This is a genomic window from Flavobacterium sp. XGLA_31, assembly GCF_051547105.1.
Lineage (GTDB): Bacteria > Bacteroidota > Bacteroidia > Flavobacteriales > Flavobacteriaceae > Flavobacterium.
The window spans coordinates 319,001-331,409 of sequence record NZ_JBPTTM010000001.1 but is presented as its reverse complement, the minus strand read 5'-3'; the positions used below and the strand labels follow the sequence as shown (position 1 = coordinate 331,409).

The window sequence follows — 12,409 nt, the reverse complement described above, 5'->3', positions numbered from 1 at the left end:
GCTATGGCAAGAGTTGTAAAATCAGGATTAATCCAATTGAGTTTGGCCAAAACGGAAGGCGAAGGCACCATACCGGAAATCATGGAAGCCATGCTGCAAAAGCACATTCCGTATATTGAAGAAGCGGGCCGTCAAGGGGTTCAGATTTTGTGTTTTCAGGAGATTTTCAACACTCCGTATTTCTGTCCGGGACAGGATTCCAAATGGTATGCTTCCGCAGAAAGCGTTCCGGGACCAACGACCGAACGAATGGCAGCTTATGCCAAAAAATACGATATGGTCATCATTGTTCCGGTCTATGAAAAAGACCAAGCGGGGGTGTTGTACAACACCGCTGCCGTGATTGATGCCGATGGAACTTATCTGGGCAAATACCGTAAAAACCACATTCCGCAAACGGGTGGCTTTTGGGAAAAGTATTTCTTCAAACCGGGAAATTTAGGCTATCCGGTGTTTCAAACCAAGTACGCCAAAGTGGGCGTGTACATCTGTTACGACCGCCACTTCCCCGACGGCGCGCGCTGCTTAGGATTGAATGGTGCTGAAATCGTGTACAATCCGTCTGCCACAACTGTTGGGCAATCCCAATATTTATGGAAACTCGAACAACCGGCGCATGCTGTAGCTAATGGCTATTTCATGGGCTGCATCAACCGCGTGGGGGAAGAAAAACCTTGGAACCTCGGACGCTTTTACGGAACCTCGTATTTCGTGAATCCGCTGGGTGAAATTTTTGCCTGCGCTTCCGAAGATAAAGATGAATTATTGGTCGCCGAATTTGACTTGGATCTCATTGAACAAGTCCGAAGCAAATGGCAATTTTATCGCGATCGTAGACCAGAGACTTATGGGGAAATTACAGCTCCTTAAATCAATTAATGATATTAAACCAACCAAAATATGAGCATAAAAAATAACCGATTAACCGCGGCCGAATACCAGGAAAACTTTGCCGACATTCATCCGCCTTTTGAAACACGCGATGCAGCGTTAACCGAAGCCAACCGTTGTCTGTTTTGCTACGACCCACCGTGTATGAAGTCGTGCCCAACCTCTGTTAACGTACCGAAATTCATCAAACAAATAGCCACCGATAACCTCAAAGGTTCGGCCCATACCATTTTGGCCTCCAACATCATGGGAGCCGGATGCAGTAAAGTATGTCCGGTAGAAAAACTGTGTGAAGGTGCCTGTGTGTACAATATGATGCACGAAGAACCGATTAATATTGCCCGTTTGCAGCGTTATTCTACCGAAAAAGCAATGGAAAACAAGTGGCAATTATTCGATAGAAAATCATCCAAAGGGAAGAAGGTAGCTGTCGTTGGAGCCGGTCCGGCCGGGTTGAGTTGCGCGCATACACTAAGCCGCGAAGGCATCGATGTGACGATTTATGAAAAAGAAGCCAAAGGCGGTGGATTGATGACTTATGGTATCGCAGCCTATAAAGTAACGCCGCAGTTTTGTGAAGATGAGGTAAATTATATTACTTCGATTGGCGGCATCGAAATCAAATACAACCATGCATTTGGTAAAGAGGTGACGTTAGCGTATTTGCAACAAAACTACGATGCGATTTATATGGCATTTGGTGTCGGTATGGCTCGTCAGTTGGATATACCGGGAGAGCATTTGGAAGGCGTAGAAGACGCCATCAAGTTTATTTATGAATTACGAAATAATGACTATTCTAAGATTGCCGTAGGCGATAAAGTAGCTGTCATCGGGATGGGAATGACCGCGATTGATGCGGCCACCCAAGCCAAAAGATTGGGGGCTTCTGACGTAACGTTAGTTTACAGAAGAACGCAGGCTGAAATGCCTTGTACCCAAAAAGAATTGGACATTGCCAAATTGGACGGTTGTAAAATCGAATGGTTGGCCGCACCCAAAGAAATCAAAGGTGACAATGGCAAAGTAACCCAATTGGTTTGTGATGTGATGAAACTCGGTGATCCTGATGCCAGCGGCAGAAGAAGTCCGATAGCTTCCGGAGAAACTTTTACACTCGATGTAGATATGGTGATCAAAGCAGCTGGACAAATGCCATTCGCTGATTTGGTTAACACTAATAACATCGAAAACAATAACGGAAAGATTGTAGTAAGCGGGAAATCCACTACGAAAGTGCCCAAAGTTTTTGCCGGAGGCGATTGTGTCAACGGCGGCCGCGAAGTCGTCGATGCGGTACAGGCCGGAAAAGACGGTGCCGCTGCGATTTTGAAACACATCATTTCCCCAGATTACCTCATCGAATCCGAATTAAAACCAACCTTCAACAATTAAGATTATGGCAGATATATCCACCGATTTTTTAGGTATCAAATCACCCAACCCATTCTGGCTGGCCAGTGCGCCACCCACCGATAAAAAAATAAACGTAGTCCGTGCTTTCGAAGCCGGCTGGGGCGGTGTCGTTTGGAAGACTCTAGGTTCACAAGTAAAAAATGTATCCTCTCGTTATTCTTCGGTGAACTACGGAGGCAAGCGTATGATGGGGTTCAACAATATTGAGTTGATCAGCGACCGACCGCTGGAAATCAACTTACGCGAAATCACCGAAGTCGTTAAAATGTTCCCCGATCGTGCGATGATCGTTTCGCTGATGGCGGACAACGACCGCAAGTCGTGGCATGAACTCATCAAAAAAGCCGAAGACGCCGGAGCTATGGGCTTTGAACTCAACTTTGGTTGCCCGCACGGAATGACCGAAAGAGGTATGGGCGCAGCGGTAGGCCAAGACCCTGAAATTGCCAAAATGGTGGTAGAATGGGTGATGGAAAAAGCGACAATTCCCGTAATTACCAAACTGACTCCGAATGTACATTCCGTTGTGCCAACGGCCAGAGCGGCTGTTGAAGGCGGTACGAATGCGTTGAGTTTAATCAATACGATTCAAAGTGTGACGGGTGTCGATTTGGATACTTTGGTTCCGAATCCGTATGTGGCCGGACAAAGTGTTTTTGGAGGCTATTGCGGTCCGGCCGTGAAGCCTATCGCGCTCAAAATGTTGACTACCGTAGCCCAAGACCCGTTAACCTCCAGAGTTCCGATTTCAGGAATCGGCGGGGTGAGTACTTGGAAAGATGCAGTCGAATTTATGTTGTTGGGTGCAACCTCAGTACAGGTTTGTACTGCGGCTATGAACCACGGATTCCGCATCGTGGAAGACATGTGTGAAGGGTTGAGCAACTGGATGGACGAGAAAGGGTATCAAAAAACCACCGACTTCATCGGAAAATCAGTAGAGAAAATCACCCATTGGGAAGATTTGGACATCAACTACCATCACATCGCCAACATCGATCAGGACAAATGCATCCATTGTGGTTTGTGTTTCATCGCCTGCGAAGACACCTCGCACCAATCCATCAACATCGAAAGAGGAAACCCGTACAACAACTACACCGTAAACGAAAAAGAATGTGTTGGCTGTAATTTGTGTAAGTTGGTGTGCCCGGTCGACGGTTGCATCACCATGGAAGAACACCGTGTCGCTCCTGAGTACGTGAACTGGAAAGACTGGCAACGCGAAGGACGTCCGTTGAATGACCATTAAAATTATTGGGGCGTTTCCCTTCGGGTCGGGCTTTACGCAGTATCTTTTTATTTTATAAAAAGGATACTTGCTGCAATCCCTAACGCTTTTAAAAAAATAGAAACTATACATGAAAATAAATTCCGCAAGGCTTCAATCGTATTTTGAAGCGATGAGTGAAATCGGCAAAATCGGCGAAACCGGAACCTGCCGCCCGGCACACACTGCTCTGGAAAAACAAGGTTTCGAAATCGCAGGCTCCTGGATGAAAGAAGCCGGCATGTCTGTGCGTATTGATAACTTCGGAAACTTGATTGGTCGACTGGAAGGGAAAAATCCCAACCTACCCGTTTTGATGATGGGGTCACATCTCGATTCCCAACCTTACGGTGGCCGCTTTGACGGTGTAGCCGGGGTGTTGTGTGCTATCGAAGTGGTACGCACGTTGCACGACAACGGCATCGTACCTGAAAGATCTATCGAAGTGATTTCGTTTGCCGATGAAGAAGGCTGGCGATTCAACAAAGGGCTGTTCGGTTCCCGGGGGATCTTAGGAAAACTCGAAGAAGGTGAACTGCAACGCAAAGACCAAGACGGAATCACGCGCGAACAAGCGTTAAAAGATTTTGGTTGCGACATTACCAAATTCAACGAATCCGAATACCAACCGGAAAGCATCTTCTGTTTCTTGGAATTGCACATTGAACAAGGCCCAATCTTAGATTACGGCAACAAACCTATTGGCGTGGTTTCCGGAATTTCGGGACCATTGTGGTGGACGGTCAAATTGAAAGGGATGGCCGGTCATGCCGGTTCTGTGCCCATGCCGATGCGCCGCGATGCCATGATGGGTGCCGCAGAAATTACCATCGCTTTGAACGAAATCGCCACGCAGGTTCCCGGAAATCCAACGGTAGGAACGGTGGGGACATTGAAAGTATTTCCGGCGTCAAGAAATATCATAGCCGAAGAAGTCGAAATGACGGTGGATTTACGTGACATTGATTTGGACAGAAGAAACCGCTATGAACAACAACTCCGCGACCGTATAGCAGCCATTTGTGCCAAACATAAATTGGAGTATTCCATCTCTGAAGATACCAACAGCGAACCGCGTTATTGTGCCGATTGGATTAAAAAAATCATCCACGAAGAATGTAAAAAACTGCAGTTGGATGCGCCTGAACTGATGAGTGGTCCGTTCCATGATGCCTTAGCGTTGTCATATGCCTGTGATTACGGGATGATATTCGTCCGCTGCAAAGACGGCATCAGTCACAATCCGTTAGAATATTCCTCTTACGAAGATTTGGCTACTGGGGCCAATGTCATGTTGGGTACCGTAGTACAGATTTTGGAAAAATAAGTAAAACTTTAGTTAAGTTGAGTGAGAGTCGGCACGAGCAATCGGTCGGCTTTTTTTATTTTGTCCAATAATAGTACCTTTACCCTTTCAACATCTTTACCATGTCCATACAAGACACCAAAATTCTCCATATCGACAGCAATCATCCTTTGCTGTGGGACCAATTGGAACAAGCCGGGTTTCAAAACGAAGCCGATTTTACTTCTTCTAAAGCCGAAATTGAAGCCAAAATCCAAAACTATCACGGGGTGGTCATTCGAAGTCGTTTTAAAATCGACAAAGATTTTATGGACAAAGCCGTTAATTTAAAATTTATAGCGCGTGTTGGTGCCGGTTTGGAAAGTATCGATTGTGAATATGCCGAATCTAAAGGAATCCATCTCATTGCGGCACCCGAAGGCAATCGCAATGCCGTGGGCGAACATGCCTTGGGTATGCTGTTGTCGTTGATGAATAAACTGAACCGCGCGGACAGACTCGTCAGACAGGGGCAATGGGTGCGCGAAGGCAACCGAGGCTATGAGTTGGAGGGGAAAACGGTGGGGATTATAGGGTATGGTAATATGGGTAAAGCTTTTGCCAAAAAACTGCGCGGATTTGACGTGGACGTTTTGTGTTGCGATTTACTCCCGAATGTGGGGGATGACCAAGCGAAGCAAGTCTCGCTTTCTGAATTGCAAGCCAAGGCTGATGTCTTGAGTCTGCATATTCCCTGGACGCCCGAAACGGACAAAATGGTCAACACTAATTTTATCAATGCTTTTGCAAAACCCTTTTGGTTCATCAACACGTCACGTGGGAAAAATGTAGTGACAGACGATTTGGTCGCCGCCTTGGAATCGGGTAAAATTCTTGGCGCCGGATTGGATGTGCTGGAATACGAAAAACTATCTTTTGAAAACTTATTCATCGATACCGAAAAACCCAAAGCCTTTGAGTATTTGCTGCAAGCAGAGAATGTGTTACTAACACCGCACATAGCCGGCTGGACTTTTGAGAGCCACGAAAAACTGGCACAGACCATTGTGGACAAAATTTTACAACTTAAATTTTAGTATCCATTTTTGCTTGTAAAACCAAGTTTGCCGGTTCCAATGTAGATTTTAACAAGCTGACTGGTTGCGCAAACCGATAATCGACAAACATACGCTTGGTCTATAGTATAAGTCACTTAAACCATAAATGATGGCGCTTGGTCTAACGTAAGGATAAGGAGTGTAATTTCTTTCGGATATTTGAGCTTCATTATAATCCCCAATACTACCTCATTTATTCTTTATACCTAATCCTTAATACCTGCGTTATGGACAAAAAATTACTTTCGCATTATATTCTCATTTTAGTATTCCTGCTAAGCAGTACTGTTGGGAAAGCACAAAACAAAACGTCACAGAAATCAGTCAATACTACTTTACTGGTTACCACTACCTGGAGTAATGGTGCTTGGAGTAATGGCACTCCTAATTTTACTATGGATGCAGTAATATCGGATACTTTTGTTTCAGGAGGGAACAATATCGATGCGAATTCGTTAACAGTAAATAACAATGCCAGTGTAGTCATTTCATCAGGAGATCAGGTGAGTTTGACGGAAGCCCTGACTGTGGAATCCGGAAGTTCGATGGTGTTTAATAACAACGCGTATCTGATTCAGGATGGAACCACCAACACCAACACCGGATATGTAGTTGTAAAACGCAACAGTTCGTTGTTGAAAAGACTGGATTATACGCTGTGGTCTTCTCCGGTTTCCGGAGCACAGACGCTATTTGACTTTTCTCCGCTAACATCAAATAGTGCCCCGAGCAATATCCGTTTTTATACGTACAATACCAATACCAACTTTTATGAGGTAACCACTCCGGAGACCACTACTTTTGCCACTGCTGCCGGGTACTTGATACGGATACGCAATAATCATCCGGCTACTACACCTACCATTTGGACAGGGCTGTTTACAGGGGTACCTAACAATGGAGATTACACGTATACCATGGCGGATAACGGTGCCGGAAAAAGATTTAACTTAGTAGGGAATCCGTATCCTTCTCCCATAGACGCTACAGCCTTTGTGACTGCCAATAGTGATAACATCACGGGAACACTATATTTTTGGAGAAAGACTAATGGTACAGCCAATGCCGCTTACTGCACTTGGTCAACACTCGGATTTGTGACTAATGAAGATTCTCAGGCGGTAGATCCGAATGGAGTGATTCAAGCCGGGCAAGGTTTTTTCGTGGAAGCTACCGGGAACGGTACCGCTTTGAATTTTGACAATACGATGCGGGTCTTCAATCACGACAATCAGTTTTTTAAGGCACAGAATACTGTTGCAGAGAAAAGCAGAATTTGGTTGAATGCTACAAATGCTAATGGTGCTTTTTCACAAACACTAATCGGGTACATGGCCAATGCAACTGAAGGTTTTGATCCTTCTATTGATGGAAAATCGTTGAATGACGGAACCGTCTCTTTAACTTCTTTAATTGGGACAACCCCTTATACCATTCAGGGAAGAGCTTTGCCGTTTCAGACGAATGACGTGGTTCCTTTGCAGTTTAAGGCAACTGTTCCGGGACAATATACAATTACCATGGACCATGTCGACGGATTGTTCACAGAAAATCAACCGGTTTATATAAACGATAGCACGACCGGAATCACTCATGATTTGCACAATGGAGGGTATACTTTTACCTCAGAGGCCGGTACTTTTGACTCCCGATTTAAAGTAGTTTATCAATCCCAATTGAACACAGTTAGCCCAACGTTTAACGCAAATCAAGTGGTGATTTATAAAAACACCGCAAGCGAATGGGTTATTGACGCCGGGAATGTAAAGTTGTCTTCACTGAAAGTGTTGGATGTTCAAGGACGTGTATTGTTGGAGAAAAACGCTATCGATGCCACACATACCACCGTGGCTGTTGGGGCAACCAATCAATTACTTTTGGTACAACTCACCTCGGAAGAGGGTGTCACCGTTACCAAAAAAGTAATCCGATAATTATCGCAACCATATATTCCCCTAGTCAGCCGTTATCGAGCACATCCAAAAAGGAGCAATTAACGGAGCGGCAATCAGGGAAATGCAAAAGCTAACTACAGTATGTTGGGTTGGATATTAGATCTCGAAGGAAATAAAATAGAACTTTGGGAACCATGTTAGTACTTTCTTATAAATTTTGTTATTTTAGCGTTACTATAACCAATTAAAAAATACAAAATGGAAGTAATCAACAACCCCCCTAACGAAAGTTGGAACCGACCGCATAATATTCCGGAATTCAGAGTCGATCCGGTTATGGTGCTCATCTTCAGTTTTTTGACCTGTGGTCTTTATCTAATTTATTGGAATGTTAAAATTGCCGAAGTACTGAATGCCGTGTCCGAAAGAGAAATCATTTCCACGCCGTTGGCGGTATTTTCCGGGTGTTGTTTGCCGGTACATGTGTATTTTTACTATATCATAGGTAAAGACGGATTGCCGAAAGTGTACAAACTTACCGGAGAATTGCAAAAAGACCAATCCACCCTGCTGATTGTGTTAGGACTTCTTTTCCCTATGGCTGCCGCTATGATTGTGCAAGGGGATATCAACAGACTTTACAGATAGAAAAAAGAGTAAAATATAAAATTTACGGTATTATTGGTGCTTTCCTGACACTGATAATACCGTATTTTTTAATGCTCAGCAACAATGACAATCACCTAGCAAAAGACCAGTCATTTTGCCCCATTAAAGCCGTAACTGGATTTCCTTGTCCGTCCTGCGGCATCACCAAATCCATAGTATGCTTCTATCAGGGAGACCTCGAGAGGAGTTTAGAATATCATATCTTAGGGCCTGCCGTGGTTTTCTTCGGACTCTTTACCATCGTATTGCTTTTAGTGGAGCTAAAAACCGGTAAGGAATACTTCAACCAATACCTGTATCATAAAAAAGCAGCTTACGCTTTGGCCGTCTTTCTGGCGGTGTACCACATCATCCGCCTGGTTTATTTTGTTCACGACCATACATGGACAGAAATCCTACGGGAATCTATTTGGAAATAGCCGTCCAATTTTTTTACCGAAATCGGTTTTATTACTATTTTTCTTTATATTTGAGTGAACTAACCCGCTGAATCTGATGAAACAAAAACCAGGTTTCCATCAGTGAGGCATTAAAACTTTTATATTATGATTGAGTGGTACAAAAAAGTAGTATTTGAAAATTATGCCAATTTTAAAGGTCGTGCCCGACGTTCAGAGTATTGGTATTTTACGCTGGCTAATATTATCATAGCCATCCTTACCATGATAATTGATGAGGTGCTGCACCTTAAAATCGGGTCGTCCAACTCCGGAGTGCTCAATTCGCTTTACAGCCTTTTGGTATTCATTCCCGGTTTGGCGGTAGCGGTAAGAAGGCTGCACGATATCGGCAAAAGCGGTTGGTTGATCCTACTGGCATATGTTGTCATGATTGGAGCTGCGGGCTTCATGATAGCCACCACATTTTCCGGACTGATGGGCGGAGGCGCAGCGGTATTCGGGATGGGGATGATTGTTTCGGTAGTAGTTATTTTGGCGGTAGCCATCTGGATGTTGGTATTGTTTTGTACTGAAGGTACTGCAGGACCTAATCAATATGGAGCGGATCCTAAAGGAGTAGGTGAGGAAATCAATGAAATAGGAGTGGAATAAATGCCGCTTTCAGGAATAAAAAAAGCCGAGGGTCATCCTCGGCTTTTTTGTTATTTATAATTTTTCTCTTTGCGTTCCAGTTCGGCCTGAAATTCCTCCATGACCGGTTTTACCGTGCTCTCCGGCAGGTCTGCAATGCGGATATACATTAAACCATCTACGGCATTGTTAAACAAAGGGTCCACATTAAAGGCTACGACGCGCGCATTTTGTTTGATGTATTTCTTAATCAGTACCGGAAGACGCAGCGTGCCCGGCTCTACTTCATCAATAATCTTATCAAATTTGTTCAAATCGGCTTCTGTTTCATTGAATACAAAATCCTTATCGGCGTCTTTCAGTTTGACTTTGTATTCTTTTTTCGGATGAATGTATTGGGCCACATACGGGTCGTAATAGTGTGACTTCATAAACTCAATCATCAGCGACTTGGAAAACTCGGTAAACTGGTTGCTGATGCTCACCCCGCCAATGAGGTATTTGTGCTCCGGATAACGCAAGGTGGTGTGTACGATACCTTTCCACAACAGGAACAACGGCATCGGTTTTTGTTGGTATTCGTTCACGATAAAAGCACGCCCCATCTCAATGGATTTCGACATCATATCGTACAACTCCGGCTCAAAGCGGAACAGGTCCTGCAGGTAAAACCCTTCGATACCGTATTTCGGAAAAATCTCCGAACCCAATCCCATGCGGTAGGCTCCGGCAATTTGCTGGGTTTCGTCATCCCACAAAAACATGTGATGGTAATAACTGTCGCAACGGTCCAGGTCAATCGATTCGTTGGTGCCTTCACCAACCGCCCTGAAGGTAATCTCGCGTAAACGGCCAATTTCATGCAGTATGTTCGGAATCTTATCGGCCGATACCAGGAACACCTGATAGTTTTTGCTTTGCAACAAGCGGTAATCGCTGTCTTTTAAGCTGTCAATTTCTTCTAAAATCTTATCGTGGTTGGCCGGTTTGACAATCTGTTTCGGACTTTTAGGCGTTTTAAGATCGAGATTTAAGTTTCTCGGGTCAAAAATATTGCTCTCCTGATTGAACGAATTGGCCAACATATAGGTTTTCTTTCTCAGGAATTCTGAATATTCCTCCAGACTTTTATGTTCGTTTTGTTCGGCTACCGAAATCGGCTTTCCGATACGAACTTTGATGACACGGTCTTTTTGGGTTAACAACTCCGAAGGCAGCTTGGCCGTACGCAGCGTCGGGTTTATTTTGGATAACAAATAAAAGAAGCGGCTGTTCTTGGCATGAAAATAAATAGGAACCACCGGAACCTGAGCTTTTCGGATGACTTTGATAGCGCCTTCTTCCCAGTCTTTGTCTACCACCAACTGCCCGTCTTTATAGGTCGAAACCTCACCGGCCGGGAACATCCCCAGCGGTTTGCCGTCACTCAAATGACGCAGTGTTTCTTTAATTCCGATGACACTCGACTTGGCATCCTTATGGTTTTCAAACGGGTTTACCGGCATGATGTACGGTTTCATCGGTTCGATGCGGTGAAGCAAAAAGTTGGCGATAATCTTGAAATTCGGTTCTCTTTCAAGCATTAATTTCAGCAATAAAATGCCGTCAATACCACCCAGCGGATGGTTGGATATGGTGATGTAAGCCCCGTCTTTGGGCAAACGTTTAAAATCTTCTTCCGGAATCTCAAATTTGATTTGGAATTCATCCAAAATGGCATTGAGGAATTCCACTTCGCTCAGATGCTTGTTGCGGTCGTATATCTTGTTTAAGGTAGAAATCTGTAAAGCCTTCATCAGCAACCAGCCGCAAAAGGTTCCGAAAACCCCGTATTTATCCGCTTTGATTGCTTTGGCAACTTCTTTGGCAGTGACTAAACCCATGAATGCTTTTGATTATTTGACTAAAAAACAAAGATAACAATTCTCTTCAAATAGCCGAGCCAAATTGGAGAAATCACGGGCAACTTTTATAAATTTTATTCTTGATTTTGGGTTTCAAATGTTTAGGTTTTTCTCTATTTTTGGCAAAACGCTTAATCCCTCTTCATGAGAATTATCTCTTATAATGTAAACGGTATTCGCGCCGCCATCTCGAAAGGTTTTTTGGAGTGGCTGCAACAGGCCAACCCCGATGTCATCTGCCTGCAGGAAATTAAAGCCACCCCCGAACAGATTCCGCTTATTGATGTTGAAATTTCCGGATACCCATACCATTACTGGTTTCCGGCACAAAAAAAAGGGTACAGCGGCGTGGCCATCCTGTCAAAAGTAAAACCCAACAATGTGGTTTTCGGCACCGGAATCGACCACATGGATTTTGAGGGACGCAACCTACGGGTGGATTTTGACGACTTCTCGGTGATGAGTCTCTACCTGCCTTCGGGAACCAATATCGATCGTCTGGACCATAAGTTTAAATACATGGACGATTTTCAGCACTACATCAACCAACTCAAAAAAGAAATCCCTAATTTGGTCATCTGCGGGGATTACAATATTTGTCACGAAGCCATTGACATTCACGACCCGGTGCGCAACAAAACCGTTTCGGGTTTCCTACCCGAAGAACGGGCCTGGCTGGATGCCTTTATGAAAAGCGGCTTTATTGACACCTTCCGTTTCTTTAACAAGGAACCTAATCAGTACAGTTGGTGGAGCTACCGGGCCAATGCCCGTGCCAACAATAAGGGCTGGCGGATTGACTACTGCCTGGCGAGCGAACCCCTGAAGGACCGTCTCAAAAGAGCCGTGATACTCCCCGAAGCCAAACATTCTGACCATTGTCCGGTAGTGGTCGAATTGGAATAACACAAAAACCGGACGCAAGAAATT

At 44.5% G+C, this 12,409-nt stretch carries 11 protein-coding genes; 10 read left to right on the top strand and 1 reads right to left on the bottom strand.

Annotated features, from left to right (window positions below; translation table 11 throughout):
* Nucleotides 1–3 precede the first annotated feature (3 nt).
* The 9 genes from ACSVH6_RS01365 (at nt 4) to ACSVH6_RS01325 (ending at nt 9,596) form a co-directional block, all read left to right on the top strand.
* Nucleotides 4–870 carry a nitrilase-related carbon-nitrogen hydrolase gene (locus ACSVH6_RS01365; RefSeq protein ID WP_438074802.1) on the top strand — a complete coding sequence of 289 codons (867 nt, stop codon included), beginning with the start codon at nt 4–6 and terminating at the stop codon, nt 868–870.
* Nucleotides 871–900: 30 nt separating this feature from the next.
* A complete protein-coding gene (locus ACSVH6_RS01360; protein WP_438074800.1) occupies nt 901–2,286 on the top strand; it encodes an NAD(P)-dependent oxidoreductase in 1,386 nt (461 codons plus the stop codon).
* A 4-nt stretch (nt 2,287–2,290) separates the two neighbouring features.
* Nucleotides 2,291–3,559 (top strand): NAD-dependent dihydropyrimidine dehydrogenase subunit PreA, encoded by a 1,269-nt coding sequence (gene preA / locus ACSVH6_RS01355; protein ID WP_438074798.1) that lies wholly within the window; start codon nt 2,291–2,293, stop codon nt 3,557–3,559.
* Between the two features lie 109 nt (nt 3,560–3,668).
* Nucleotides 3,669–4,904 (top strand): M20 family metallo-hydrolase, encoded by a 1,236-nt coding sequence (locus ACSVH6_RS01350; protein ID WP_438074797.1) that lies wholly within the window; start codon nt 3,669–3,671, stop codon nt 4,902–4,904.
* 101 nt (nt 4,905–5,005) lie between these two features.
* Complete coding sequence (locus tag ACSVH6_RS01345; protein WP_438074795.1) at nt 5,006–5,959, top strand: 2-hydroxyacid dehydrogenase; 954 nt, start codon at nt 5,006–5,008, stop codon at nt 5,957–5,959.
* Between the two features lie 248 nt (nt 5,960–6,207).
* Nucleotides 6,208–7,914, top strand: coding sequence for a hypothetical protein (locus ACSVH6_RS01340; RefSeq protein ID WP_438074793.1), 1,707 nt, complete (start codon nt 6,208–6,210; stop codon nt 7,912–7,914).
* 219 nt (nt 7,915–8,133) lie between these two features.
* Nucleotides 8,134–8,523 (top strand): DUF4234 domain-containing protein, encoded by a 390-nt coding sequence (locus ACSVH6_RS01335; RefSeq protein ID WP_438074791.1) that lies wholly within the window; start codon nt 8,134–8,136, stop codon nt 8,521–8,523.
* A gap of 71 nt (nt 8,524–8,594) precedes the next feature.
* Complete coding sequence (locus ACSVH6_RS01330; RefSeq protein WP_438074789.1) at nt 8,595–8,963, top strand: DUF2752 domain-containing protein; 369 nt, start codon at nt 8,595–8,597, stop codon at nt 8,961–8,963.
* 126 nt (nt 8,964–9,089) lie between these two features.
* On the top strand, nt 9,090–9,596 hold the full coding sequence (locus ACSVH6_RS01325; protein ID WP_438074787.1) for a DUF805 domain-containing protein: 507 nt from the start codon (nt 9,090–9,092) through the stop codon (nt 9,594–9,596).
* 50 nt (nt 9,597–9,646) lie between these two features.
* On the opposite strand, the gene ACSVH6_RS01320 is transcribed toward ACSVH6_RS01325, so the two are convergent.
* The gene (locus ACSVH6_RS01320) at nt 9,647–11,458 is read right to left on the bottom strand and encodes a GNAT family N-acyltransferase (RefSeq protein WP_438074785.1); all 1,812 of its coding nucleotides are present in this window, start codon (nt 11,456–11,458) and stop codon (nt 9,647–9,649) included.
* A 165-nt stretch (nt 11,459–11,623) separates the two neighbouring features.
* Between ACSVH6_RS01320 and ACSVH6_RS01315 the strand changes: the two genes are divergently transcribed.
* A complete protein-coding gene (locus ACSVH6_RS01315) occupies nt 11,624–12,385 on the top strand; it encodes an exodeoxyribonuclease III (protein ID WP_438074783.1) in 762 nt (253 codons plus the stop codon).
* Nucleotides 12,386–12,409 lie beyond the last annotated feature (24 nt).

What these genes read in the sequence shown, in the direction of transcription:
- ACSVH6_RS01365 (WP_438074802.1), top strand. Translation starts at nt 4, where the DNA reads ATGGCAAGAGTTGTAAAATCAGGATTAATCCAATTGAGTTTGGCCAAA.
- ACSVH6_RS01360 (WP_438074800.1), top strand. Translation starts at nt 901, where the DNA reads ATGAGCATAAAAAATAACCGATTAACCGCGGCCGAATACCAGGAAAAC.
- preA (WP_438074798.1), top strand. Translation starts at nt 2,291, where the DNA reads ATGGCAGATATATCCACCGATTTTTTAGGTATCAAATCACCCAACCCA.
- ACSVH6_RS01350 (WP_438074797.1), top strand. Translation starts at nt 3,669, where the DNA reads ATGAAAATAAATTCCGCAAGGCTTCAATCGTATTTTGAAGCGATGAGT.
- ACSVH6_RS01345 (WP_438074795.1), top strand. Translation starts at nt 5,006, where the DNA reads ATGTCCATACAAGACACCAAAATTCTCCATATCGACAGCAATCATCCT.
- ACSVH6_RS01340 (WP_438074793.1), top strand. Translation starts at nt 6,208, where the DNA reads ATGGACAAAAAATTACTTTCGCATTATATTCTCATTTTAGTATTCCTG.
- ACSVH6_RS01335 (WP_438074791.1), top strand. Translation starts at nt 8,134, where the DNA reads ATGGAAGTAATCAACAACCCCCCTAACGAAAGTTGGAACCGACCGCAT.
- ACSVH6_RS01330 (WP_438074789.1), top strand. Translation starts at nt 8,595, where the DNA reads ATGCTCAGCAACAATGACAATCACCTAGCAAAAGACCAGTCATTTTGC.
- ACSVH6_RS01325 (WP_438074787.1), top strand. Translation starts at nt 9,090, where the DNA reads ATGATTGAGTGGTACAAAAAAGTAGTATTTGAAAATTATGCCAATTTT.
- ACSVH6_RS01320 (WP_438074785.1), bottom strand. Translation starts at nt 11,458, where the DNA reads ATGGGTTTAGTCACTGCCAAAGAAGTTGCCAAAGCAATCAAAGCGGAT.
- ACSVH6_RS01315 (WP_438074783.1), top strand. Translation starts at nt 11,624, where the DNA reads ATGAGAATTATCTCTTATAATGTAAACGGTATTCGCGCCGCCATCTCG.